Annotated in this window: 21 protein-coding genes and 1 tRNA gene; 11 read left to right on the forward strand and 11 right to left on the reverse strand. The window is 35.9% G+C overall.

Annotation, left to right across the window (positions count from 1 at the left end; translation table 11 throughout):
• Positions 1-5: 5 nt before the first annotated feature.
• The 4 genes from ACNQGO_RS10210 to ACNQGO_RS10225 are packed head-to-tail and all read left to right on the forward strand — an operon-like array spanning position 6 to position 4,331.
• A complete protein-coding gene (locus ACNQGO_RS10210) occupies positions 6-221 on the forward strand; it encodes a DUF350 domain-containing protein (protein WP_309756641.1) in 216 nt (71 codons plus the stop codon).
• A complete protein-coding gene (locus ACNQGO_RS10215) occupies positions 214-1,731 on the forward strand; it encodes a polyamine aminopropyltransferase (RefSeq protein WP_417947180.1) in 1,518 nt (505 codons plus the stop codon). Before ACNQGO_RS10210 ends, ACNQGO_RS10215 begins: the two co-directional genes overlap by 8 nt.
• On the forward strand, positions 1,709-3,334 hold the full coding sequence (locus ACNQGO_RS10220) for an NAD(P)-binding protein (RefSeq protein WP_417947188.1): 1,626 nt from the start codon (positions 1,709-1,711) through the stop codon (positions 3,332-3,334). The genes ACNQGO_RS10215 and ACNQGO_RS10220 overlap by 23 nt, the downstream gene beginning before the upstream one ends.
• A complete protein-coding gene (locus tag ACNQGO_RS10225) occupies positions 3,315-4,331 on the forward strand; it encodes a hypothetical protein (RefSeq protein ID WP_417947179.1) in 1,017 nt (338 codons plus the stop codon). The genes ACNQGO_RS10220 and ACNQGO_RS10225 overlap by 20 nt, the downstream gene beginning before the upstream one ends.
• A 65-nt stretch (positions 4,332-4,396) precedes the next feature.
• On the opposite strand, the gene ACNQGO_RS10230 is transcribed toward ACNQGO_RS10225, so the two are convergent.
• The 7 genes from ACNQGO_RS10230 to ACNQGO_RS10260 form a co-directional block, all read right to left on the reverse strand.
• Positions 4,397-5,293: a metallophosphoesterase family protein gene (locus tag ACNQGO_RS10230; RefSeq protein WP_417985191.1), complete on the reverse strand. Its 897-nt coding sequence runs from the start codon at positions 5,291-5,293 to the stop codon at positions 4,397-4,399.
• An 80-nt stretch (positions 5,294-5,373) separates the two neighbouring features.
• Complete coding sequence (locus ACNQGO_RS10235) at positions 5,374-6,099, reverse strand: SGNH/GDSL hydrolase family protein (RefSeq protein ID WP_417985192.1); 726 nt, start codon at positions 6,097-6,099, stop codon at positions 5,374-5,376.
• A gap of 63 nt (positions 6,100-6,162) precedes the next feature.
• Positions 6,163-6,945: a DUF3050 domain-containing protein gene (locus tag ACNQGO_RS10240; RefSeq protein WP_417985193.1), complete on the reverse strand. Its 783-nt coding sequence runs from the start codon at positions 6,943-6,945 to the stop codon at positions 6,163-6,165.
• 181 nt (positions 6,946-7,126) lie between these two features.
• Positions 7,127-8,305: an acyl-CoA dehydrogenase family protein gene (locus tag ACNQGO_RS10245; protein ID WP_417985194.1), complete on the reverse strand. Its 1,179-nt coding sequence runs from the start codon at positions 8,303-8,305 to the stop codon at positions 7,127-7,129.
• 172 nt (positions 8,306-8,477) lie between these two features.
• Entirely contained in the window at positions 8,478-9,191 is a 714-nt protein-coding gene (locus ACNQGO_RS10250) for a tRNA1(Val) (adenine(37)-N6)-methyltransferase (protein WP_417985195.1), read from the reverse strand.
• An 89-nt stretch (positions 9,192-9,280) separates the two neighbouring features.
• A complete protein-coding gene (gene rimM, locus ACNQGO_RS10255; RefSeq protein WP_417946482.1) occupies positions 9,281-9,805 on the reverse strand; it encodes a ribosome maturation factor RimM in 525 nt (174 codons plus the stop codon).
• Positions 9,806-9,819: 14 nt separating this feature from the next.
• The gene (locus ACNQGO_RS10260; RefSeq protein ID WP_417946481.1) at positions 9,820-10,380 is read right to left on the reverse strand and encodes a 30S ribosomal protein S16; all 561 of its coding nucleotides are present in this window, start codon (positions 10,378-10,380) and stop codon (positions 9,820-9,822) included.
• 202 nt (positions 10,381-10,582) lie between these two features.
• Between ACNQGO_RS10260 and ACNQGO_RS10265 the strand changes: the two genes are divergently transcribed.
• The gene (locus ACNQGO_RS10265; protein WP_417946479.1) at positions 10,583-11,068 is read left to right on the forward strand and encodes a DUF6252 domain-containing protein; all 486 of its coding nucleotides are present in this window, start codon (positions 10,583-10,585) and stop codon (positions 11,066-11,068) included.
• Between the two features lie 155 nt (positions 11,069-11,223).
• The gene (locus ACNQGO_RS10270) at positions 11,224-11,586 is read left to right on the forward strand and encodes an RNA recognition motif domain-containing protein (RefSeq protein WP_417985196.1); all 363 of its coding nucleotides are present in this window, start codon (positions 11,224-11,226) and stop codon (positions 11,584-11,586) included.
• Positions 11,587-11,694: 108 nt separating this feature from the next.
• Here ACNQGO_RS10270 and leuB read toward each other — a convergent pair whose 3' ends face one another.
• The 4 genes from leuB to leuC form a co-directional block, all read right to left on the reverse strand.
• Positions 11,695-12,756, reverse strand: a complete 1,062-nt coding sequence (gene leuB, locus ACNQGO_RS10275) for a 3-isopropylmalate dehydrogenase (RefSeq protein ID WP_417948040.1) — start codon at positions 12,754-12,756, stop codon at positions 11,695-11,697.
• Positions 12,757-12,852: 96 nt separating this feature from the next.
• A complete protein-coding gene (locus tag ACNQGO_RS10280) occupies positions 12,853-14,445 on the reverse strand; it encodes an alpha-isopropylmalate synthase regulatory domain-containing protein (protein ID WP_417985197.1) in 1,593 nt (530 codons plus the stop codon).
• A 137-nt stretch (positions 14,446-14,582) separates the two neighbouring features.
• A complete protein-coding gene (gene leuD / locus ACNQGO_RS10285) occupies positions 14,583-15,179 on the reverse strand; it encodes a 3-isopropylmalate dehydratase small subunit (RefSeq protein WP_417985198.1) in 597 nt (198 codons plus the stop codon).
• 120 nt (positions 15,180-15,299) lie between these two features.
• Positions 15,300-16,694: a 3-isopropylmalate dehydratase large subunit gene (gene leuC / locus ACNQGO_RS10290; protein ID WP_417985199.1), complete on the reverse strand. Its 1,395-nt coding sequence runs from the start codon at positions 16,692-16,694 to the stop codon at positions 15,300-15,302.
• Between the two features lie 632 nt (positions 16,695-17,326).
• Between leuC and dnaE the strand changes: the two genes are divergently transcribed.
• The 5 genes from dnaE (at position 17,327) to ACNQGO_RS10315 (ending at position 24,890) form a co-directional block, all read left to right on the forward strand.
• Positions 17,327-21,871 (forward strand): DNA polymerase III subunit alpha, encoded by a 4,545-nt coding sequence (gene dnaE / locus ACNQGO_RS10295; protein WP_417985200.1) that lies wholly within the window; start codon positions 17,327-17,329, stop codon positions 21,869-21,871.
• A gap of 196 nt (positions 21,872-22,067) precedes the next feature.
• Positions 22,068-22,991: an outer membrane beta-barrel protein gene (locus ACNQGO_RS10300; protein WP_417985201.1), complete on the forward strand. Its 924-nt coding sequence runs from the start codon at positions 22,068-22,070 to the stop codon at positions 22,989-22,991.
• 319 nt (positions 22,992-23,310) lie between these two features.
• Positions 23,311-23,628, forward strand: a complete 318-nt coding sequence (gene trxA / locus ACNQGO_RS10305) for a thioredoxin (protein WP_066083169.1) — start codon at positions 23,311-23,313, stop codon at positions 23,626-23,628.
• A gap of 166 nt (positions 23,629-23,794) precedes the next feature.
• Entirely contained in the window at positions 23,795-24,730 is a 936-nt protein-coding gene (locus tag ACNQGO_RS10310; protein WP_417985202.1) for a DUF58 domain-containing protein, read from the forward strand.
• An 86-nt stretch (positions 24,731-24,816) separates the two neighbouring features.
• Positions 24,817-24,890, forward strand: a tRNA-Asp gene (locus ACNQGO_RS10315).
• The last annotated feature ends 312 nt before the right edge of the window (positions 24,891-25,202 follow it).

The following is a 25,202-nucleotide window of genomic DNA, read 5'->3' on the forward strand; positions in this document are numbered from 1 at the left end:
CAAATATGGATTTTATCGCTTCAAAACCTATTTTAAACTCGATTGTTTTTTCACTTTTAGGAATTATCATTTTACTGATAGCCTACTTTATTATTGAAAAACTAACTCCCGAGAATACTTGGAAACAAATTACAGAAAAAAATAATACCGCTGTAGCTATTGTCTTTGGTGCACTTATTATTGGTTTTTCAATGATTATTAGTGCCGCAATACATGGGTAAAAAATTTTTAAAATTCGAATACCTCCTTCTTTTTGCTGTTTTTACAATTGCAACTTGCGGTTTGGTATATGAATTGGTTGCAGGAACTCTGGCCAGTTATTTATTAGGCGATTCGGTAAAACAGTTTTCGTTTATCATAGGGGTTTATCTTTTCTCCATGGGAGTGGGTTCTTATTTTTCTAAATTCCTAACAAAGAACATGCTCAACACTTTTGTTGAAATCGAAGTCTTGGTTGGGCTTATAGGTGGTTTAAGTTCTGTTGTACTGTTCTTGTTGTTTGAGAGCGTATATTCTTTTCAATTTATTTTATACCTTTTAGTGTTCGTAACGGGCTGTCTTGTAGGACTTGAAATTCCATTGTTAATGAACATTTTAAAAGACAAAGTACAGTTTAGAGACTTAGTTTCTAATGTGTTTACTTTTGATTATATAGGAGCATTATTGGCATCCATGTTATTTCCATTAGTGTTGGTTCCTAAACTCGGAATCATGGGAACTTCCTTGTTTTTTGGGATGATCAACGTGAGTATTGCCATTGCCTTGTGCTTTCTTTTAAAGTCTGAATTGAAGAGCGTATATCTATTAAGAACCAAGGCCATTGGAGCTTTCTTAGTCTTGTTTGTAGTGTACTTGTTTTCAAATTCTATTTTATCGTATTCTGAGGGTAAACTGTATGGGGAAAACATTATTTACTCTAATGCAACTCCCTACCAGCGCATTGTGCTTACTCATAACAAGAGCGATTATCGCTTGTACTTGAATAATAATTTGCAATTCAGTTCAACAGATGAATACCGATATCATGAAGCGCTGGTGCATCCGGCTATGTCTATGGCCAAAAAAGTGGATAACGTACTGGTTTTAGGCGGTGGTGACGGCTTAGCCGTTCGAGAAATTTTAAAATACAAGGAGGTTAAAAAAGTGACTCTTGTCGATCTTGATGAAGGCATGACTAAGATGTTTCAAACCAATTCTGTTTTGACTAAATTCAATCAAAATGCCTTGAATAATCCCAAAGTAGAAGTACTCAACAAAGATGCTTTTGTATGGGCTAAGAATACCAAAAAACTATATGATGTAGTGGTGGTGGACTTTCCAGATCCTTCAAATTACAGTTTAGGAAAGTTGTATTCTTGGAGTTTTTACAGTACCCTCAAACAAATTTTAACTCCTGATGCCGTGGTGGTGGTGCAAACTACTAGTCCGTATTTTGCTCCAAAATCGTTTTGGTGTATCAATAAAACCATGATGGAAGTTTTCTCTCAGGTGGATGCATATCACGCCTATGTTCCTTCTTTTGGAGAATGGGGATTTTCAATTGCGATGAATGGTTTCAAGACTAATTTTAACACCGTAAACAGGCAAGTAGAAGGGTTGCGTTTTTATAATTATCAGTTTGATAAATTCAATTATTTCGCCAAAGATATGATTTCAAAAGACATTGAAATCAACCGATTAGATAACCAAATTTTAGTGCGCTATTTTGATGAAGAGTGGGGAAAATTATAATATCTCGAGACGCTTTTTTGTAAAAACTGTTGGATTAGCTTTACTTGCCGTGCCATTTTTACAAGCTTGTCAGGAAAAGGCAATTCAGGTTCTTATTCGTTTGTCTGGCACCAATCATATCTTGGGGCACCGATTGCGTACCAAAAACTTTCCAAAACCAACCAAGCAAATTTATATTCCTTTTTTAATTGTGGGAGGTGGAATAGCAGGGCTAAGTGCTGCTAGGCAATTTTCAAAAAAAGGAATTCATGATTTTTTAGTCGTGGAATTAGAAAACTATTTGGGCGGAAATTCATCAAGTGGGGAAAATAAGTATTCTAAATATCCGCTAGGAGCACATTACTTACCATTGCCTAATAAAACCGATCAAGAATTGCTTGATTTTCTAGAAGAGGAAGCCATCATTCAAGGTTATGACCATGAGGGTTTTCCAATATTTGATGCGCAACAACTCACATTTGCACCAGATGAACGCTTGTTTTATAGAAACAATTGGCAGGAAGGTTTGGTGCCAAAAACAGGAAACACAACAGATGATGATGCACAAATTCATGATTTTTTCTTGAAGATGAGCACTTTTAGAACTGGGAAAGATAGAGATGGAGTGTATTATTTTGATATTCCGTTAGCCAAATCTTCTCAGGAGCCATCTATACGAGCTTTAGACAAAATGACAATGATGCAATGGTTCACGCAAGAGGGGTATACAGCGCAACCACTCTTGAATTACATTGATTATTGCTGTAGAGATGATTTTGGTTTGGGCATCAAAGAAGTTTCGGCTTGGGCAGGTATTCACTACTTTGCAGCTCGGAAGCAAGACACGACTACAGATGGAAATGATACCGTTCTTACTTGGCCAGAAGGCAATGCCCGTTTAGCATCACATTTAAAAAAATATACTCATTCTAAAACACTTACCAACCACATTGTATTTGATATAAAAATTGAAAATAAGAAAGTAATTGCAGCCACATATGATGCGCAAAATCAAACTTCACTGGAGATAATTGCCGATAAGGTTATTATGGCTACACCTCAGTTTGTCAATCAATACTTTTTTAAGGATCGAAAAAAAATCACCAAAGATTTTCACTACGCGCCTTGGTTTTTGGCAACTCTCGTAGTTTCAGAACTTCCAGATAATGGTAGTTTTCCTTTGTGTTGGGACAATGTAATTTATGGTTCAAAAGGGTTGGGGTATATCTACGATCAACACCAAACGGTACAGCAAATCCAAGCCAAAAAAGTGATTACGTATTATTACAGTTTTTCAACTCTTGAGATTAAGAAAAACCGTAGACTATTGTACTCCCAAAAAGAAAACTATTGGAAACAAATAGTTCTTGATGATTTAAAAATGGCGCATCCCACCATTGAAAGTTTTATAGAGGACATATACATTCATCGATTGGGACACGGAATGATTAGTCCTGTTCCGGGTTTTATTTTTGGTCAAGCCAAAAAAGAAGCCTCAGCTAGCATTGATAATCTGATTTTCTTTGCTCATTCTGATTTGGCGGGCATTTCAATTTTTGAAGAAGCATTTCATCAGGGTATTAACATTGTAAACACAATTCTAGATGGAGCAACCGTGGATTGATAAGCCTAAAACAGATGTTGTTTTTATTCTTGCACCTGCTTTTTTTATGGTTTCTTTGGTTTTTTTATTTCAAGATGCATTACAGTATGTGGAGGAGTATTTTTCCTTTTATACCTGGTTGTTTCTGATTGTTTTTATAGATGTGGCTCATGTGTATGCTACCTTGTTTAAAACGTATTTTGTTCCAGAGGCATTTCAAAAAAGGCGTAGATTATTGATTTTTTTACCGATTTTATGTTTTGTAATTGGTATGATTCTCTTTAGTTTTGGTAGCCTTATCTTTTGGTCAGTCTTAGCGTATGTAGCTGTTTTTCATTTTATAAGGCAATTATATGGGTTCATGCGCTTGTATTCACGCAAAGAAGTGAAAACTAAGTGGAGTACTTTTTACGATGCTTTAGTTATTTATACCGCTACAGGATATCCTATGTTTTATTGGTTTTTTTCAACACCTAGAGCCTTCATCTGGTTTACGCCGCATGATTTTGTAAAACTCAAACATCAAGGAATTTTAAGTATTTTAGGTTGGGTTTACATACTAATTCTTTCAAGTTATTTGATTTTTACGGTATATACATATGTAAAAGATCAGTATTTTAATATTCCAAAAAATGCCATTATTTCAGGAACTTTTTTATCATGGTATTTCGGAATAGTGTATTTTAATAATGATTTGGTTTTTACATTACTCAATGTGGTTTCTCACGGTATTCCATATATGGCTTTGATTTATCTTTACGACATTCAAAAAAACACCACTAATCCATACCGTTTTTTGGGTTATTTACGCGGTTCAAGAGGCTTACTTCTGTTTGTAGCTTTTGTACTTTTAATTGCGTTTTGCGAAGAATATTTTTGGGAAATCCTAGTTTGGAACGATCAGTTTGCCGTTTCTAGTTATGATTTTTCCAGCTGGCAATTTATTTTGGTTCCCTTACTCACAGTTCCTCAATTCACTCATTATTTACTGGATGGTTTTATTTGGAAATCCAAGTAAAGATTCTTTTTTTTAAGAAGTAAATTTTCATTCATTGCTATTTACAACAATCCGATTTTTATGATTTAAACATAGTTTTTTAACAGTGTTGGACCTTCCAATACTTCTCTAACAACCTGCAAAATGCCATCTTCTTTGGTATCAATAAACCATTTTATTAGGGTGATCGTTCCTGCCACAATTTCTATTCCCGTAATACTTCTGGGATGTACACAACTTCCATCATTGAAATAGGGTGTCGAATTTAGGCTTGGATAGGAGAAACTAGGGCGATGCGTGTGTCCAACTATTGTTATTTTACGACCGTTATTTTCAATCCATTTTTTGATGCGGAGTTCAATTTTTATGCGCTCCATGTAATTTTTAGCAGGACTTGTTGGATCTGAAATTCCCCATATTTGCAATGGCTTCCATAATATTCGTACCATAAACCGATTGATTTTCCAACCGATGTAATTCATGAAATCAGCTTGATGGCCGTGTGTCAAAAACAATTCTTGATTGGTATCTTCATGAACTAAAACGAGTGCTTCATGACATTTAATACCTGTAAATAAAGGTTCTTCTTTGTCGTTTTGCGTATTTGTGTATGTAGAGAGTGTTTTTTGTGCATGCGCGTTGTCTTTAAAAGTCATTTCATGGTTGCCCCAAATTTTGTAATATCTTTTAGAATCATGAAATTTTTTAAGTAATAAATAGACGCTTTTGTGTGCTTCAAAAATAGTTTTGAAAAAGATGTTTTCCCAAAGTTCATAACCATCCCCGAGCTCAAAATAGGTAAATCCATCATTGTAATACTGGGTCATTGCATGAAAATAAACATTTCGATTGCTGGCAAAGTCATCGGCAAAGCTGTTGTCACTGCGATGGCAATCACTAAAGAGAATAAACTTCGATTGATCGTTAAAAGGAATTCTCTGCGCTTCTATAAAAGCTCTTGTTAATCGTTCTTGCGAAGCCATTTTTTTAATTTGAAAATTAAAGATAAACAAAATAGCCCTTAATGCTAAGGTATCTTTGAGGTTTCGTAATTCTAATGTTTTTAATTGTGAATTGCAGTAGTCGCTGTTGGGAACATTCGTTCTACAAATAATGAATAGGCCAGATCAGAAGGATGTAATCCATCTGAAGCTACTAAACTTTTATTAGTCAAACCCTGTCTAGTACTATCAGTGATGAAAATAAAAGAAATAGAATTGGCTTCACAATAATTTTTCGCATACTCATTGTAGCGGTCTATCTGTGATGAAATAGCAGCTGGATTACTTGATGCTTGCCCAAAAAGAGTAAAAGCATAATCTGGGATTGAGACCACAATTACATTGGATTTGTCGCCTTTTGCAAAAGCAATTGCTTTATTAACGAGCTCAGGGAATTCTTTTTCATATAAAGAAAAAGGCTTGTTTTGATATTGGTTGTTTACACCAATAAGTAAAGTGACTAAATCGTAATTGGAAGATGGATTTTGAGCGCCAATAGCCGAAAGCAAGTTGGTTGTAGTCCAGCCTGTTTGAGCAATAATTTTGTGCGAATACGTATTTTTAGGATTTAGATTCACTAGTTTTTTTGATAGTTGCGCTGGAAAACAACATGTTTCACAAACACTTTCTCCTATGGTGTAACTATCTCCAAGAGCTAGATAAGTGTAGGCCTTACCTTGTATCGGCGGCGCGGTTTGTATTGTTTGAGAAACATCATTTTCTACACTACAGCTTACAATGATAAGCAACAAAAATAACGCAACTAGTACTTGAAAATTCTTTTTCATTATTTTGAAATTAATGGGAATTCGTTTCCAAATAATAGTTACGTATATAAGAAACTATTGGTTTTACGCCAGTTCTACTTTCATAATAAGGGATTCTTCTATGGCATCCCACAATCCAATTCTTTTTTCTAAAGCCATTTTCGATACTTCTTCAACATCAGACCATTTTTGAGCATCAGATTCGCAAAGTTCCGTGATCATTTTCATGGCCATAGGTCCGTGATCATCAGCATCTAACTCGATATGTCTTTCAAAATAGTATATCAATTTGCTTAAATCAGTATCAGGGAAATTAGCCTGAAAATTTTTCAAAATAGCAGTAAACATACTCGGAATCAAATCTTCTCGTCCAAAAGTGAATGCTGCAGCAATTTCATGTGATTTTCCTTCCTCAATAACTCGGAAAGTAAAATCTAAAAAGGATTTAATATTGGGGTGTAAATTGCTTTTTTTGATCGCTACAAAAATATTTTTCAGTGAATTTACTTCTGTTAAAAAATGTTCAATTCCATTCGTGCTTGCTCCGCACGCTTTCATCGCTTCGATGTACATTTCATAATGACTAGAACGTTGGCCATCGATTGTCAAATCAGACTCTTCAGCAACCACAATCTCATTGATCAAATATCTAGTTTGTGGATTGGTTGTAGCGAACCACGGAGTTGTCGTACACGTTAATTTAGATTGTAAGGCTTTCAATAAAGACATAAAATCCCAAACGGCATAAACGTGATTTTCAAGAAAACAATGTAAATCCTCAATCGATTTAACTTTGTTGTACAAAGAATGTTGTAACAATAGTTCTTTTTGTGGCTGAATACTATTGTTTATTGTGTCAATATTCATAGGTGGTATTTTTTAACAAATGTAAAAAAGCTCCTTGTTTCCAAGAAGCTTTTGTAATTAATTTTACTAATTCTTTTATAACTGTTTAGTATTAAAAGAATATAAACTCTCGTATGTTAAGTTACGAATTTTCTATAATTCTGGTTTTTTTTAAAACAAAAATGATTTAATATATTTGATACTATTTAAATGCAGGAATTCCGGTAATATCCATTCCTGTAATCAATAAATGAATATCGTGCGTACCTTCATACGTAATTACAGATTCTAAGTTCATCATATGTCTCATTATAGAATATTCACCTGTAATTCCCATTCCGCCTAACATTTGTCGGGCTTCACGAGCAATATTGATGGCCATATCTACATTGTTTCTTTTAGCCATAGAGATTTGAGCGGTTGTAGCGCGTCCTTCATTTCGTAGAACACCAAGTCTCCAAGTTAGCAATTGTGCTTTGGTGATTTCCGTAATCATTTCGGCCAATTTCTTTTGTTGTAATTGTGTTCCTGCGATTGGTTTGTCAAATTGAATTCTTTCTTTAGCGTAACGCAAAGCGGTATCGTAGCAATCCATAGCTGCACCAATAGCGCCCCAAGCAATTCCGTAACGTGCAGAGTCAAGGCAGCCTAGTGGTGCACCTAAACCAGATTTATTGGGTAAAAGGTTTTCTTTTGGAACCTTTACGTTGTCAAAAATTAATTCTCCAGTGGATGAGGCACGAAGCGACCATTTATTATGAGTTTCAGGAGTAGTAAAACCTTCCATGCCACGTTCTACGATTAAACCGTGAATTCGTCCTTCTTCATTTTTAGCCCAAACAATAGCGATATCAGCAAAAGGTGCATTCGAAATCCACATTTTGGCACCATTCAATAGATAATGGTCTCCCATATCTTTAAAGTTTGTAATCATACTTCCTGGATCAGAACCGTAATTAGGTTCCGTTAATCCAAAACAGCCCATGTATTCCCCAGTAGCTAACTTTGGTAAATATTTTATGCGTTGCTCTTCGTTTCCGTATTTCCAAATAGGATACATGACTAACGATGATTGAACAGATGATGTAGAACGAACACCAGAATCTCCGCGCTCAATTTCCTGCATGATTAAACCGTATGATATTTGGTCTAAACCAGCACCGCCATACTCTTCCGGTATATAAGGACCAAAACCACCAATTTCTCCCAAACCTTTTATAATTTGCTTCGGGAATTCAGCCTTTTGAGCATATTCTTCTATAATAGGAGATACTTCACGTTTTACCCAAGCACGAGCAGAATCGCGCACTAGTTTGTGTTCTTCGTTAAGTAAATCATCTAAGTTATAATAATCTGGAGATTGGAATAAGTCTGGTTTCATGGTTTTATGAATTTTATAGAGTACAAATTTACACAAAGAAATATAACAAAAGCATTAACAATTGTTATATTTTTTAAAAATTGGTTGTTTTGTACAATTAATTTCTAATGTACGACTAAAGTTTAAATTAAACGGACAACTACGAAAATTTAGGTTTTGTTTAAAAAAAGTTTTACATCTTCAAATAAAAATTCCTAGTCAAGGCAATGTATTCTGGGGTGTAAATATGTCTTTCGGTTTCGATAATTAATTCGTCAACTAGAAAATCAATAGTTTCGTTTCGGCTAAAAGCCAATAAACTACGTTTGGTTTCACTTGTAGGGGTTCCTTTCACGTGTGTAATTTTAAAAGGATATAATTCATACTCTTTGGCTATAGCCAAAAAACGATCTTCCTCCTTAAATGGAATAATTACGGCGAATATTCCGTTTTCAGATAGTAATAAATCAGCAGCCTCAATCAATTCTTCAAAAGGCATAGCGTCAGAAAAACGGGCTAAATCACGCTGTTCGTTATTAGTTTTGTAATCTTCGGTATAAAATGGAGGATTGGAAACAATTAAATCGTATTCATCTTCAGGCTCTTCTAAAAATTCGTCTAAGCCAGCATGAAAACAAAATAAGCGATTGCTCCATGGTGAATTTTCAAAATTATCTACAGCTTGCTCGTAGGCGTCTTCGTCAATTTCTAAAGCGTCAATTTGTTCTGCGTTGCTTCGTTGTGCCAACATCAGTCCAATTACACCTGTTCCAGTTCCAATGTCTAAAATGCTAAATGGATTGTTATCAATTGGCGTCCAAGCACCCAATAAAACGCCATCAGTACCAATTTTCATGGCGCAGCGATCTTGTTCAACAGAAAATTGTTTAAATTGAAATTTAGACATGAAGACAAAAAAATTAAATCATTAAGAAATTAAGGGAATTAAGAAAAAAACGTAATGAACCTTAATTTCTTAATGGTTCAAAAAATAAACTAAAGGTACATTTCAATTAACCCTTCTGGTAAATCCACGATGACTTTTTTGTTTTCACGATCAATTTTAACCAAGAAATGGTCAATCATAGGGATAAGAATTTCTACATCACCGTTTAAAACTTCAAATAGAGGCTGAGCTGTAGTGTCATTTATGGATTCAATTTTTCCAACAACGCCTAGTCTTTTGTCTTCGACCTCAAAACCTATTACTTCGTGGAAATAGAATTTATTGCCGGTAAGTTTTGGCAACATATTTAATGGAAGATATAAGTCGTTTCCAATAACCGCATCGGCATCTTCTTCGGTATTCATATCTTCAAAACGAATTCTAAGGAAATCGTTTTTGTGCAGCGAACTGCTTTCAATAAAAAATGGAACCAAGTGTTTGTTGCATTCAACAAACACTGATTCCAAATTTTCGTATAACTCAGGTTCGTCCGTGTCTAAATAGGCAAGAACTTCCCCTTTGAAACTAAATTTTTTAGCGATTTTACCTAAGTAGAAACAATCTTCTTTACGCATTGTCGCCTTCTAAATTATGCTTCAGTTGTTTCGTTATTTTCTTCTGCAGCAGGAGCTTCTTCAGCTTCAACTTCAGCAACTTCCTCTTCAACAGCAGGAGTTGCAGCAGCGATAGCATCAGCCTCAGCTTGTGCGGCAGCAGCTAAACGTTTAGCATTAACTTCTTGCTCTGCTTTGAAAGCTTTAGCTTTTTCAGCAACTTGTGCTTTAGTCAAACCTTCTTTCTTAGCATCAACTTTTCCAGCTTTAGCTTCTAACCAAGCAGCTAATTTTGCATCCGCTTGTTCTTGTGTCAAAGCACCTTTACGAATACCTCCATCAAGGTGGTGTTTCAATAAAGCTCCTTTGTAAGAAAGAATAGCTTTAGCAGTATCAGTTGGTTGTGCACCATTGTGCAGCCATTTTACTGCACTTTCAAGGTTTAACTCGATAGTTGCTGGGTTTGTGTTTGGATTGTAAGTACCGATTTTTTCTAAGTATTTACCATCTCTTTTTGAGCGAGCATCTGCTGCTACAACCCAGTAAAAAGGTTTTTGTTTTTTACCGTGTCTTTGTAATCTAATTTTTACTGACATAATCTTGTGATTAAATTTTGAGGTACTCGACCTCGATTAATTAAGGGTGCAAAGATACATTTTTTATCGATAAATGCTAACTGCTGTACTATTTTAATGAAGTTTAGGGTATTAACCAAAGCGATAGTTTTGTTTTTTGTAGCAATTGTCTTTTATTTTAGGTCTAATGTCCTATTTTTGTTCCTCACAAAAGTGATTTATTATGAAAAAATATTTTTTGATAACCCTTGTTTTTTTTGGTTTGCTTTCCTGTGAGGACGACGTTCGTTTCAACAATCCTTCTTTTCAGGGTTTAAAAGACAATGTGTTTTGGAGAGGTGTGCGATCAAAAGCTACTATTGCTTCAGATGGATCCTTATTAATAGAATCCCTTATTGTAAACGAAACGATTTCTTTGAAAACTGCTGCTGCTGAGCCTCAAACTTATTTTCTTGGAACAAGTGAGGCAAGTAAAGCAATTTGTACCGTTACTGGTCCGGCTACTGGAATAGTAACATATACAACAGGTTTTGGTGTTGGTCAAGGCCAAATTATAATCACAGAATACGACGCTATCAATAAGACTATTACTGGGACTTTTAAGTTTAGTGCTGAAAACACCAATAGAAGTTCTCAAGCGAATGCAACTGTCAATTTTCAGCAAGGTGTTTTTTATAAAATTCCAGTGCAAAAACCTTTGGTTCCCTAATTTTTTTACTGTTATCTTATAGATACTAATCGTTATATAGTTTCACTATTACAACTCTTATTTTTTTAAAAGTGAAATAAAACATAAATTAGCTAATATATAGTGGATTAGAGAAAAATAGCATTACATTTGTTGTATTATTTAAATAAGTACATATGAATATTTTTGTTGGAAGCCTTCCATTCAGTATTGAGGAAGCAGATTTAAGAGAGTCTTTCGAGGCTTACGGAGCAGTAGATTCAGTTAAAATTATCTCAGATAAATTTACAGGAAGAAGTAAAGGTTTTGGTTTTGTTGAGATGCCAAACGATGACGAAGCTCAAAAAGCAATTGACGAATTGAACGGAGCTACTGTTCAAGGTCGTGCGATAGTAGTAAACAAATCTGAGCCTAAACCAGAAGGTGAAAGAAGAAGTTTTAACAATAACAGTCGTGGTGGAGAATCACGCGGTGGTTATGGTGGTGGAAACAGCCGTGGTGGAGATAACCGTGGTGGTGGAAACAGAGGAGGATATTAATATTTTTTTCTAGCTATAAAAAAAGGTGTCAATGAAAATTGACACCTTTTTTATTTGGATATTGTTGTGACGCTCTGCAGTGCGTCTCTACGAAAAAAACAATTTGTTTTATAAATTAGCCACCAACCAGTCGCCAACTTCACTCGTTTTATACGCTTTACCTCCCTTTACCACTAAATCTTCAGTCACAATTCCCTGTTCTAAGGATTTGTTAACTACTGATCGAATGGCCTTTGCTTCGTCTTGTAAACCAAAAGCATCTTCAAACATCATCGCTGCGGATAATACTGTCGCTAATGGATTTGCAATATTTAAACCAGTAGCTTGTGGATACGAACCGTGGATAGGTTCGTACAATGAAGTATGTTCTCCAACAGATGCGGAAGGCATTAATCCCATGGAACCGGAAATAACCGAAGCTTCATCGGTTAAAATATCGCCAAATAAATTCTCCGTTATTAAAACATCATAAGAATTGGGCCATTGCACTAATCGCATTGCAACGGCATCAACAAATTCATAACTTACTGTAACTTCTGGATACTCTTTTTCCATTGCTTGTACTGTTTCTCGCCACAGGCGCGAGGTTTCTAGAACGTTTGCTTTATCAACACAGCATAGTTTTTTAGTACGAGTCATTGCTAGCTCGAAACCTTTTTTAGCTAAACGTTTAACTTCAGATCTGGAGTAAGTACAGGTATCAAAAGCTGTTTCGCCATTGTCTTTTCTTCCTTTTTCTCCAAAGTATATTCCGCCTGTCAGTTCCCGTAAAAAAACTAAATCCGTTCCTTCGATACGTTCTCTTTTTAAAGGAGAATGGTCAATTAAAGACGGGAATGTAAAAGTGGGACGTACATTAGCAAACAACCCCAACTTTTTACGCATCAATAACAAACCTTGTTCAGGCCGTACTGGAGCAGTTGGGTCATTATCGTATTTGGGATGTCCCACAGCGCCAAACAAAACAGCATCTGCAGCTAAGCAGATTTCGTGGGTTTCATCAGGATAAGGAACGCCTACGGCATCTATGGCGCAAGCCCCAGTAAGTGCAGGTGTCCAAGTGATTTCATGGTTGAATTTTTTAGCAATGGCGTCAGAAACTTTCACGGCTTCATTGATTACTTCGGGTCCTATTCCGTCTCCGGCTAAAAGTGCTATTTTTAATTTCATATTAATTGTGTTTTCCTCGCTCCAACCCCCTGCGAAGTAGGCGGAGACTGGGTGTTGAAGGATTGGGTTTGTCGTTTGTGTTGTATTTCTTTAATTTTATTTCAAATTTTCAAGCTCCAATTTCGGCTTGGCTCCCTCCCTTTCGGTGAGTTCTGAAGATTCGGGATTGGAGGGGATTACATTCAACATTTTTTGTGTTGCAATTATTGCGGCTACTGTTTGGTCAGAATCTAAACCTCGCGTTTTAAACTCTTTTCCTCCGTTGGTCCAAGTTATGATGGTTTCACATAAGGCATCAGAACTACTTCCTGGCGGAATCCGGACAGCATAATCAATCAGTCTTGGTAGTTCTAAATTTTTACTCTTATATATTTTTGCCAAAGCATTCATAAATGCATCAAATTGTCCGTCACCTTGCGCGTGTTCTTCAATGATTTCTCCATCAATTTTTAAAGACAAAGTAGTTGATGGGCGCAATCCTTTGGCATGCGATAAGATATACGATTCTACTACGATTCTTTCTTGGTACGACTGGCTGTCTAAAACATCTGAAATGATATAGGGTAAATCTTCCTTAGTAACCGTCTCTTTTTTATCACCTAATTCAATAATTCGTTGTGTGACAAGTTTAAGATCTTCGGGATTAAGTTGCAAGCCTAGTTCTTGTAAATTTTTTTCAATATTGGCTTTACCTGATGTTTTTCCCAATGCATATTTTCGCCTTCTGCCAAAACGTTCCGGCAGCAAATCATTAAAATACAAATTATTTTTATTATCTCCATCGGCATGAATTCCAGCTGTTTGCGTAAATACATTGTCACCTACAATTGGCTTGTTTGCTGGAATTCGGTAACCCGTAAACGTCTCGACTAACTTACTTACAGAATACAAGGAAGATTCTTTAACGTTAATTGCTACATGTGGTAAAAAATCATTTATTACAGCAACTGTACTTTCTAGAGGTGCGTTTCCTGCTCGCTCTCCCATTCCGTTTACGGTCACGTGGAGCCCATGAATCCCTGCTTTTACTGCTTCCATAACATTAGCAATACTTAGATCGTAGTCGTTGTGTGCATGAAAATCAAAATGTGAGTTTGGATATCGAGTTATGATTTTCGAAATAAATTCAAAAGTTTCTGACGGAATTAAAACGCCCAAAGTATCTGGTAGTAAGATTCTTTTGACAGGTTGTTTGGTTAAAAAGTCTAAATATTCAAACACATATTCAGGGGAATTGCGCATTCCGTTACTCCAATCTTCTAAATAAACATTTGTCTCTATATTGTTTGCTGTCGCCAAAGCAATAGTATGTGCTATTTCAATAAAATGCTGGTCGGGTGTTTTTTTTAACTGATGAGTTAAATGATTCAAAGATCCTTTGGTTAATAAATTTTGAACAATTGCGCCCGTATTTTTCATCCATTCGATAGAAAGTCCATTATCAACAAAAGTCAATACTTCGATTTGGTGGGCGTATCCTTTTTCTTTAGCCCAAGTCATTATCCCTTTTACACCTTGAAATTCACCTTCACTCACACGCGCTGAGGCAATTTCGATTCTATCAACTTGTAATTCTTCCAGTAATAATTGCGCAATGGTTAATTTTTCTGCAGCAGAAAATGACACTCCTGATGTTTGTTCTCCATCGCGAAGTGTGGTGTCCATTATTTCAATTTTTCTTTTTTCCATTATATATGTACTGCTAAAAGCGGGTGTGATTCTCATAATTAGAAGCTTTGCTTTTTTATTTTCTAAAAATTTAAAAGCAGCAATCTAGCTTGACAACAGTATCAAGCGTAATATTGATAAATTATACTTGTATGTTTTTAGTAAGGAAAGGCATTGGCAAATGCAACAATTTCCTTTTTTATATTTTGCAAATAGTCAATATCATCAAAACCATTCAACATGTTATTTTTTTTGTAACCATTAATATCAAAAGACTCTTTAGCGCCAGTTGCTAGTAAAGTAATCGTTTGTTCAGGTAAATTAATCTCCAATTCTGTTTTAGGATCCGCTTCGATAGCTTTGAAAATAGTTTCAGCAAATTCAGGGCTTACTTGCACCGGTAAAATGCCAATATTTAAACAGTTCCCTTTAAAAATATCTGCAAAAAAGCTAGAAATTACGGCACGAAAACCGTAATCATAAACTGCCCAAGCTGCGTGCTCACGCGAGGAACCAGAGCCAAAGTTTTTTCCACCCACTAGAATCTTACCAGAGTAAGTGGTGTCATTCAAGACAAAATCTGCTTTTGGCGTATCATCTGAATTGTATCGCCAGTCTCTAAAAAGGTTGTCGCCAAAAGCTTCCCGTTTGGTAGCTTTCAAGAAACGTGCTGGGATAATTTGATCGGTATCCACATTTTCTATTGGTAGTGGTACTGCACTACTCGTAAGAATATTAAATTTATCGTATGCCATTGTGATTGATTATTTTAGATTTCAGACTTTCCTTTTGAAAAATTGACTTTTAAAAAACTAAAACCTTTTTATTTTTAATTCTCGTTTGATATTGTTATTGCCATTGAAATTGACATTCAATTAGAACAACTCTCTTGGATCTGTTAAAACTCCTGTGACCGCTGCCGCTGCTACCATAATTGGACTAGCAAGTAAGGTTCTGGAACCGGGACCTTGACGTCCTTCAAAATTTCGGTTGGAAGTACTTACTGCATATTTTCCTGCAGGAACTTTATCGTCATTCATAGCTAAACAAGCGGAACACCCGGGTTGGCGCAATACAAATCCAGATTTGGTTAGGATGTCTAATAATCCTTCTTCTTTAATTTGTGCTTCCACAACATGAGATCCAGGTACCAGCCAAGCGGTTACATTATCTGCTTTTTGTCTTCCCTTTACAATTTCTGTAAAAGCTCTAAAATCTTCAATTCTACCATTGGTACAACTTCCTAAGAATACAAAATCGATAGGTTTGCCAATCATCACATCGTTTTCTTCAAAACCCATGTACGCTAAAGATTTTTTATATGTTTCGGCTCCACCTTGTATTTGACTGGCAATCGGAATAGTTGCAGAAATACCAATTCCCATTCCGGGATTTGTTCCGTACGTAATCATAGGTTCAATATCTGCAGCATTTATAGTTACTTCAGAATCAAAAACAGCGTCCATATCGGTTTTTAATGTTTTCCAATATGCAACTGCTTTGGTCCACGCTTCACCTTTCGGCGCATACAAACGTCCTTCTAGGAAATCAAAAGTTTTTTGGTCTGGAGCAATCATACCACCACGAGCCCCCATTTCGATACTCAAGTTGCAAACCGTCATGCGACCTTCCATAGACATGTCTTCGAAAACATCTCCTGCATATTCGACAAAATAACCGGTACCGCCTGAAGTTGTTAATTGAGAGATTATATTAAGGGCCACATCTTTAGGGCCAACACCTTTGCTCAATTTACCATTTACGTTAATGCGCATTTTTTTTGGTTTGGATTGCATGATGCATTGGGTTGCTAAAACCATTTCGACTTCAGAAGTCCCGATGCCAAAGGCAATAGCACCAAAAGCACCGTGAGTTGAGGTATGCGAATCGCCACAAACGATGGTAGCTCCTGGCAAGGTGATTCCGTTTTCAGGTCCTACCACGTGTACAATTCCATTTTGTGCATGTCCTAAACCCCAGTGTGAGATACCATATTCAGCAGCATTATCTTCAAGTGCTTTTAATTGATTCGCTGATAAAGCATCTTGAACCGGTAAATGTTGATTTATTGTGGGTGTGTTGTGATCCGCAGTGGCAAAAGTGCGCTCCGGATATAAAACTGAAATTCCTCTTTCTTTTAAACCTAAAAAAGCCACTGGGCTAGTCACTTCATGAATGAAATGGCGGTCAATAAAAAACACATCAGGTCCATCTTCAATTTTACGCACCACGTGTGCATCCCATACTTTATCAAATAATGTAGAACTCATTTGTACTGTTTTTAATATTTCTTAGTCAAACTGACTGTGATTATAACTAATAATGCAAATCTAAAAAAAGTATGAAATCTACATTTTTGAGTATTTCATTTTTTACGATGCCCAAAATCTCATCCGGATATTTATTAGTTAAATTTTGTCTTTTAGACTTCTTTTTTAGTACTGCGTTTTTTATTTTTATAAAATGTATCGACAGTTTTTTTATTTTTTGATAATTAAGAAATAGTTAGTATTCAGGTCTTAAAAGCCGTTATGATTGTGAATGTTTAATTAAATGGGATTAAAAGTGATTTTTTTTAATTTTAAATTCATTTTTTGACTTTTGTTTGAGCTGTTTTTAAACTTGACTTAAGTAATTAGTCAACTTTTTTTTAATTGTATTTCAGTTTTTTTTTCGATGAAATACTACGACATCCAAAAATTAATATGTGGCCATCTTATCTTTATAACAAAGTACGATTGAGATGATTTGTTAAAAGTGATTGTAGTTTTAGTAGGAGAATATTTTTGTAAAATAAATTTGTTTTTTGTTGATAACTTAGGTTCAGTTATACTCAAAAAAAACTAAATTTGAAATTCATTTTTTGCGATTTTTTAAAATCTCAAACACTTCAAATCCAGATATGTACTTAATATTCGATACCGAAACCACAGGATTACCAAAGCGTTGGGGCGCTCCCATTTCTGACACAGATAACTGGCCACGATGTATACAAATCGCATGGCAGTTGCACGACGATATGGGAAAAGTCATCGAGCATCAAGATTATTTGGTGAAGCCCGAAGGTTTTAATATTCCGTATGATGCGGAACGCATTCACGGTATTTCTACAGAATTGGCTGAAGCCGATGGTGTTTCGTTGGCGGAAGTTTTGGAGAAATTTAATATTGCCTTAGGCAAAGCTAAATTTATTGTAGGTCAGAATTTAGGTTTTGATATCAATATTATGGGTTGTGAGTTTTATAGAATGGGAGTAGAAAGCCAAATGAGTTCGATGCCTATTCTGGATACGTGTACTGAAGTTACCGCTTCCTTATTGAAATTGCCAGGGGGCCGTGGTGGTAAATTTAAACTTCCTACGTTAACGGAACTGCACTCGTATCTTTTCAATAAACCTTTCGGTGAAGCGCACAATGCGACTGCCGATGTCGAGGCAACTACGCGTTGTTTCTTGGAGTTAATACGTCGCGAAATTTTTACCAAGGAAGAACTCGATGTTCCAGCTAGTTATTTTAAAGATTTTCAAAATAAGAACCCAAGTGAGATTAAACTCATTGGATTAAAACATATCAATCTTAAGGAAGCTTCAGATAAAATTCGTCAACAGTTTGGAGAAAAACAAGCGCCAGCTGTTTCTAGAGCAGAACTTTCTGAGAATAAAAAGGGGCTTATTGATACGCCTTTCGTGCATTTACACAATCACACGCAGTTTTCGGTATTGCAGTCTACCATTAGTATTGCGGCATTGGTAAAAGCGGCAGCACAGCAAAAAATGCCTGCGGTTGCCATGACGGATCATGCCAATTTAATGGGTGCTTTTCATTTTGTCCGCGATATTTTATACCATAATAAGGCGGCTGAAGCCAAAAATAAAGCGGCTGTTGAAAATGGTGAGGAACCTACCGAAGTTCCGATGAAACCAATTGTGGGTTGCGAATTTTTTGTGTGTGAAGACCATAAAAACAAATCGGTCAAGGACAACGGATACCAAATAGTACTTTTGGCGAAGACCAAAAAAGGCTATCATAATTTGGCTAAAATGTCTTCGATTGCGTATACGGAAGGATTTTATTATGTACCTAGAATTGATCGAAAAGTAATTCAGGAATTTAAAGAAGATATTATTGTTTTGTCTGGAAACTTGTATGGTGAAATCCCAAATAAGATTTTAAACATAGGTGAAAACCAAGCAGAAGAAGCATTGATCTGGTGGAAAAACGAGTTCAAAGAAGATTTCTACATTGAGGTCATGCGTCACAATCAAGAAGATGAAAATAGGGTGAATGCCTCTTTAATTTCATTGGCAAGGAAACATGATGTCAAAATTATTGCGACAAACAATACCTTTTATATAGACAAAGAAAATTCGAATGCTCACGATATTTTGCTTTGTGTGCGTGATGGCGAAAAGCAAACTACACCAATTGGTCGTGGCCGAGGATATCGTTACGGATTGCCCAATCAGGAATACTATTTCAAGTCGGGAGACGAAATGAAACAGCTTTTTGCCAATTTGCCTGAGGCGATTTCGAATATTTCGGAGATTGTGGATAAGATTGAAATTTTCGATTTGGCTCGAGAAGTGTTACTTCCAAAATTTGAAATCCCGGTTGAATTTAATAATCCTGAAGACGCAGCTGATGGCGGAGTACGAGGTGAAAATGCGTATTTAAGGCATCTTACTTTTGAGGGTGCTAAAAAGCGTTATCCAGTAATTACTGAAGAAATTCAGGAACGATTGGATTTTGAATTATTGACCATTTCTAATTCTGGTTATCCTGGATATTTCTTGATTGTACAGGATTTAATTGCCGAAGCCAGAAGTATGGGCGTTTCGGTAGGTCCAGGTCGTGGTTCTGCGGCTGGATCGGTGGTGGCGTATTGTTTGAAAATTACGAATATCGATCCGCTGATGTACAACCTGCTTTTTGAGCGTTTCCTGAATCCCGATCGTGTGTCATTACCCGATATTGATATCGATTTTGATGATGAAGGCCGAAGCAGTGTGATGGATTATGTGATCCGAAAATATGGGTCGAAACAAGTGGCACAAATTATCACCTATGGTAAAATGGCCACCAAATCGGCAATTCGTGATACGGCTCGTGTGCTGGATTTACCGTTGTTTGAAGCCGATAAAATTGCCAAGTTAATTCCGGGCATGATGCCTTCTAAGTGGAATTTAGCTCGTTTTTTAAATGAAAAAGAAGACATCATTAAAAAAGCGGTTCGGCCCGAGGAATACGATAAAATAAAAGAATTAATAGGTCTTGCTAATGAAGATGATTTAGGTGGAGAAACCATTCAGCAAGCTAAAGTTTTAGAAGGAAACCTAAGAAACACTGGTATTCACGCCTGTGGAGTTATCATTACACCAAGTGATATAACAAATTTTGTTCCTGTGGCTACAGCCAAAGATTCAGATTTGTATGTAACGCAATTTGACAATTCCGTCGTGGAAAGTGCTGGTTTATTGAAGATGGACTTCTTGGGTTTAAAAACCCTGACGCTGATAAAAGACACAGTCAAACTGGTAAAATACAGAACGGGAATTGATCTCGATCCAGATGCATTTCCAATTGATGATGTTAAGACGTATGAGCTTTTTCAACGAGGAGAAACGGTAGGGATTTTTCAGTATGAAAGTCCAGGAATGCAAAAGTATATGAAGGAATTGAAACCAACGGTTTTTCCCGATTTGATTGCCATGAATGCCTTGTATCGTCCGGGACCTATTGCTTATATTCCGAGTTTCGTCAAGCGAAAAAACGGTGAAGAAGAGATTATTTATGACCTTGATGCCTGCGAAGAATTACTAAAAGATACCTACGGGATAACGGTTTATCAGGAGCAAGTAATGCTTTTGTCCCAAAAATTAGCCGATTTCTCTAAGGGTGATGCCGACGTTTTGCGTAAAGCGATGGGGAAAAAGCAAAAGGACGTTTTAGATAAAATGAAACCTAAATTTATTAGTCAGGCTGCCGCCAAAGGACATGCCGAAGATAAACTTGAAAAAATTTGGAAAGACTGGGAAGCTTTTGCGGAATATGCGTTTAATAAATCGCACTCGACGTGCTATGCTTGGATTGCCTACCAGACAGCCTATTTAAAAGCGAATTATCCAGCTGAATATATGGCTGCGGTACTTTCGAATAATATGAGTGATATCAAGCAGGTTTCCTTTTTTATGGAAGAATGCAAGCGAATGGGGCTACAAGTTTTAGGGCCAGATGTGAATGAATCGTTTTACAAATTCACTGTAAATGATAATTACGCTGTTCGTTTTGGAATGGGTGCTATAAAAGGAGTGGGTTCTGGGGCAGTTGCAACGATTGTTGAAAACAGAAAAGATGGAAAGTACAAATCGATTTTTGATTTGGCAAAGCGAATAGATTTGCGTGCTGCCAACAAAAAAGCGATTGAAAATCTGGCTTTGGCAGGAGGATTTGATTCTTTTTTGGGGACGACACGGGCACAATATTTTCATGATGATGGTGATGGAATTACCTTTTACGAAAAAGCGATTCGGTATGGTGTGAAATTTCAAGAAAATGAGAATTCTGCTCAAGTAAGTTTATTTGGAGATGCTAGTGACGTACAAATTGCCGAGCCTATTGTGCCACCATGTGAGGATTGGAGTACGATGGAGAAATTAGCAAAAGAAAAAGAGGTTGTTGGGATTTACATCTCGGGACATCCGCTAGACGATTATAAATTTGAGATGAAATATTTTTGTAACGCGAAGTTAGAAGCGTTGAGAAATATGGATCTTTACTTGAGTAAAAATTTGACTTTTGGAGGAATTATCAATAATGTGCAACATCGTATAGCTAAGAATGGCAAGGGCTGGGGCATGTTTACACTCGAAGGGTACGATGAAAGTTATGAGTTTCGAATTTTTGGAGAAGAGTATTTGAAGTTTCGTCATTTTTTTATTCAAAATAATTTTACGTACATGAAAGTGTTGGTAAAAGAAGGTTGGACAGATCGCGATACAGGTAAAAAAGGAGAGCCAAGGTTACAATTTGTTGAGGTCAAACAATTACAGGATGTACTAGAAACTTTTGCTAGAAAACTAGTTGTGCTTTTGAATATTGCCGACTTAGAGGCGGATTTTATTCATAAATTGAGTCATCTTTTTCAAGACAATAAAGGCGATAATACGGTTTCGTTTGAAATCATGGAATTAGAAAAAATCAAGCGGATTGTTGAAAATGCAGCAACAAATATAGATAATGACGAAGAAGCCTTTGTAGAAGTAAATGACGATACTGAAATGGAAGGTAACGAGATTTTAGAGACAACAGTATTAGCAAAAGTAGAGGAGGTTGAAGAAATAAAAGTAATAACAAAGCTAACAATGCCGAGTAGAAAATTAAAAATTAAAATTTCGAATGAATTACTAATGGAACTCGAAAAAATGCAAGTAAATTTTAAATTGAATTAAATAAGTTCTTTTTCGTCTCTTTTTTCTATTGTAAATCATAGCGATATTTTTTCCTTCTAAATAAATATAGCTTTTTGGATTTTGCAACTTATTGATTATTAAATAATCATTAGTTTTAACATATTTTCAAAGTGATTTAATGAATAATCTTTAGTCTAAATGACCTATTTTTGCAAAAATGTTAAAAAAAGGTGTTATGAAAAAGATGTTATTTGTAGTGGGATTTATGATTTTTTCAATCGCGATGATTGGACAAACAGAGAAAAAAGAAAGTTGGTATTTTAAATTAGGAGGATCGTATTTTATGCAAATGGCGGCGACAGAATTTCCAGTGGTTTCAGGTCAGTTGCCAAATACGGATGTTTATGGTTCTAACGGAACAACTTTACTTTCAAGAGAAACAAATCACGGATCTTTTGGTGAAGGATTTAGAGTAGGTGTAACAGGAGGTTACCGTGTTTCTTCAAGGTTGGGTTTTGAGATAGGATTTAATCATTATAAAAGCAACAGTAAAACTATGGTAGAAACCGTGAATAGGTTAGTGGCTCCTGGACCTGTTTTCGCTTCAGGGAAAGCACAGGGAACAATTACCGCATTTGATTTGGCTCCAGCAATTGTTCTGTTTTTAGGGGAGTCGAAAGGGTTTGAACCGTATACAAAAGTAGGGGTAATTGTGCCGGTTTCTGGAAATTTAACCATTGAAACAAACAGAACATATACAACTCCTAGTGGAAATGTAAATACATATTCTAAAGAAAAAGTATTGCCAAACCCAACTGTAGGTTTTATGGCAGTTGTAGGTACTTCTTATAAACTAGGAAAAAATATTTCAGTGTATGGAGAATTAGAATACCGTAATTTCACAGTACATGGAAAGTCTAAAGAAACAGAAGTTTATACAGAAAATGGAGTAGATAATTTAAATACGCCTACATCGTTTCGTCCCGATGCATCTTATTCTGTGAACCACGTTAATTATGTAGATCAAATTAATAGTACTTCAAATAACAAAGCTACTAACTCGGCCGGTTTTGATAGCACGAAAGCTTCTGATGATATAAGTTCTTATGTTGGTATTAGTGGTCTAGGTTTGACTCTTGGATTAAAATATAGCTTGTAATATAGCTTTTTATACGTGAAGGGATGTTTTTGAAAGCATCCCTTTTTTATTTTAAAAAAAAATAAGATTGGAGAATACGGATTTTTAGCCCTGATGGTAGCGGCATCCTTTTCCTTTTTTCTTTAAAAAGGAAAAGATATAGCGAACAGCAGGAAATTGCTCCAGAAAAAGCATGAATTTATAAAGCAAATAGGAATTGATAATAGATTAATAGTCAAAACTAATTTACGAATAGTGTTTGATTTGTTTTTAATTTCTAAATTTGTAGTTGGGTTTGAAACATTAAAATAGTCAAACCATAAACTCTAAATAAAATATTATGGCATTAGCAATAACGGATGCTACTTTTGAAGAAGTAGTTTTGAAATCAGATAAACCGGTGATGGTTGATTTTTGGGCAGCATGGTGCGGACCTTGTAGAATGGTAGGTCCAATCATTGATGAATTAAGCAACGAGTACGAAGGAAAAGTTGTTATAGGAAAAGTTGATGTTGACGCAAACCAAGAATTTGCTGCTAAATACGGTGTTAGAAATATTCCAACAGTTTTGGTTTTTCATAATGGTGAAGTAGTAGGAAAACAAGTAGGAGTTGCTCCAAAGCAAACGTATGCTGATAGTTTAGATGCTTTGTTGTAAAATAGAGTAGGATTGATATAAAATCTACTGAGATTTAATTAAAGGTTTGGCGCAAGTCAAGCCTTTTTTGTTTTAGCTAAATTTAATTCAGCTTCTCCATTAATTATTTCAATCTTTCAATCCTTAAAGTATTAAATTTTTCATTCTTTTTAAATACATTTGAGATATGAAGATAGAATCGCAAATAGAGAAAATTTCCAGTTTTCAGCACCTAGAGTTGCTGGCTAATCAGGTCGTAGAAGGTTTTATTTCGGGTATGCATAAAAGTCCGTTTCATGGCTTTTCTGCAGAGTTTGCAGAGCACAAAGTCTACAATGTAGGCGAAAGTACCAAGCATATTGATTGGAAATTATATGCCAAGACCGATCGTTTGTACGCCAAACGATTCGAGGAAGAAACCAACCTGCGCTGCCATATTATTATCGATAATTCGTCATCGATGCATTATCCTAAATTGAAAGAGAACCAGCAGTTTTTTGAGAATAAAATTGGTTTTTCAGTTTTGGCCTCGGCAGTTTTAATGAATTTGTTGAAGAAACAGCGGGATGCTATTGGAGTAAGTGTGTATTCAGATACTTATGAGTACTATGCGCCTGAAAAAGGTAGTGATCGCCATCATAGAATGATTTTGAATACGCTAGAAGGATTATTGACAAAGCCAGTTGCTAAAAAAAGTACTGATACGGTTACCTTCTTGCATCAAATTGCTGAAAAAATTCACCGACGTTCCATGATTATCTTGTTTACAGATATGTTTCAGTCTGGTGCTGATGGATCAGAAGAAGCCTTGTTTAATGCATTACAGCACTTAAAGCACAACAAGCATAAAGTAGTTTTATTTCACGTGGTCGATAACAAAACAGAGTTGAATTTTGACTTTGATAATGCTCCCAGGAAGTTTATTGATGTAGAAACAGGAGAAGAAGTAGCTGTTTTTGCCGATACCGTCAAAGAAGAATATGAAAAACAGGTTGAAAGTTACTTTAAAAAATTAGCGTTAACCTGCTCACAGAACCGAATAAAGTACATTCCAGTAAGCGTTGGTGAAAATTTTGAAAAAATTTTAACGACATACTTACTTGAAAAACAAAACTTTGGGTAGTCTGTCTAAATTTTATCAAATATTTTTTAAAAAAACGCTTGTGTAAACGGAAATCAATTGTATCTTTGCCACCGCAATAACGCAGAGGTTTGGTAGTTCAGTTGGTTAGAATACATGCCTGTCACGCATGGGGTCGCGGGTTCGAGTCCCGTCCAGACCGCAATATTGGGGAAAGCCTTTCGTAACAGAAAGGCTTTTTTGCCCCTTTAAGGTTTTTAACGTTAGTTGTGTTGTTTGCTACGAATTTGTAACTCGTAGCGGGTTTAGTAGTTAGACCAATGAAAAGCTTTCCACCCTGGTGGATAGCTTTTTTGATTTTAAAGTAGGTTCGTTTGCTGAATAAAGAATCAAAAACTGGATCAATCCCAAAACCTGTGGGGAAGCAAAAATTAAGCATAAATATTAGTTAGTCTAAAAAGGAAGAATTCTATATTTCTAACTCCTCTGAATTGAGATCTAAATGCTTTTATTT

Source organism: Flavobacterium frigidum (assembly GCF_048286735.1).
Lineage (GTDB): Bacteria > Bacteroidota > Bacteroidia > Flavobacteriales > Flavobacteriaceae > Flavobacterium.

What these genes read in the sequence shown, in the direction of transcription:
- ACNQGO_RS10240 (WP_417985193.1), bottom strand. Translation starts at nt 6,945, where the DNA reads ATGAATATTGACACAATAAACAATAGTATTCAGCCACAAAAAGAACTA.
- ACNQGO_RS10235 (WP_417985192.1), bottom strand. Translation starts at nt 6,099, where the DNA reads ATGAAAAAGAATTTTCAAGTACTAGTTGCGTTATTTTTGTTGCTTATC.
- ACNQGO_RS10245 (WP_417985194.1), bottom strand. Translation starts at nt 8,305, where the DNA reads ATGAAACCAGACTTATTCCAATCTCCAGATTATTATAACTTAGATGAT.
- ACNQGO_RS10210 (WP_309756641.1), top strand. Translation starts at nt 6, where the DNA reads ATGGATTTTATCGCTTCAAAACCTATTTTAAACTCGATTGTTTTTTCA.
- ACNQGO_RS10310 (WP_417985202.1), top strand. Translation starts at nt 23,795, where the DNA reads ATGAAGATAGAATCGCAAATAGAGAAAATTTCCAGTTTTCAGCACCTA.
- ACNQGO_RS10265 (WP_417946479.1), top strand. Translation starts at nt 10,583, where the DNA reads ATGAAAAAATATTTTTTGATAACCCTTGTTTTTTTTGGTTTGCTTTCC.
- ACNQGO_RS10270 (WP_417985196.1), top strand. Translation starts at nt 11,224, where the DNA reads ATGAATATTTTTGTTGGAAGCCTTCCATTCAGTATTGAGGAAGCAGAT.
- ACNQGO_RS10250 (WP_417985195.1), bottom strand. Translation starts at nt 9,191, where the DNA reads ATGTCTAAATTTCAATTTAAACAATTTTCTGTTGAACAAGATCGCTGC.
- ACNQGO_RS10225 (WP_417947179.1), top strand. Translation starts at nt 3,315, where the DNA reads ATGGAGCAACCGTGGATTGATAAGCCTAAAACAGATGTTGTTTTTATT.
- ACNQGO_RS10300 (WP_417985201.1), top strand. Translation starts at nt 22,068, where the DNA reads ATGAAAAAGATGTTATTTGTAGTGGGATTTATGATTTTTTCAATCGCG.
- leuD (WP_417985198.1), bottom strand. Translation starts at nt 15,179, where the DNA reads ATGGCATACGATAAATTTAATATTCTTACGAGTAGTGCAGTACCACTA.
- dnaE (WP_417985200.1), top strand. Translation starts at nt 17,327, where the DNA reads ATGTACTTAATATTCGATACCGAAACCACAGGATTACCAAAGCGTTGG.
- leuC (WP_417985199.1), bottom strand. Translation starts at nt 16,694, where the DNA reads ATGAGTTCTACATTATTTGATAAAGTATGGGATGCACACGTGGTGCGT.
- trxA (WP_066083169.1), top strand. Translation starts at nt 23,311, where the DNA reads ATGGCATTAGCAATAACGGATGCTACTTTTGAAGAAGTAGTTTTGAAA.
- ACNQGO_RS10215 (WP_417947180.1), top strand. Translation starts at nt 214, where the DNA reads ATGGGTAAAAAATTTTTAAAATTCGAATACCTCCTTCTTTTTGCTGTT.
- ACNQGO_RS10280 (WP_417985197.1), bottom strand. Translation starts at nt 14,445, where the DNA reads ATGGAAAAAAGAAAAATTGAAATAATGGACACCACACTTCGCGATGGA.
- rimM (WP_417946482.1), bottom strand. Translation starts at nt 9,805, where the DNA reads ATGCGTAAAGAAGATTGTTTCTACTTAGGTAAAATCGCTAAAAAATTT.
- ACNQGO_RS10260 (WP_417946481.1), bottom strand. Translation starts at nt 10,380, where the DNA reads ATGTCAGTAAAAATTAGATTACAAAGACACGGTAAAAAACAAAAACCT.
- leuB (WP_417948040.1), bottom strand. Translation starts at nt 12,756, where the DNA reads ATGAAATTAAAAATAGCACTTTTAGCCGGAGACGGAATAGGACCCGAA.
- ACNQGO_RS10230 (WP_417985191.1), bottom strand. Translation starts at nt 5,293, where the DNA reads ATGGCTTCGCAAGAACGATTAACAAGAGCTTTTATAGAAGCGCAGAGA.
- ACNQGO_RS10220 (WP_417947188.1), top strand. Translation starts at nt 1,709, where the DNA reads ATGAAGAGTGGGGAAAATTATAATATCTCGAGACGCTTTTTTGTAAAA.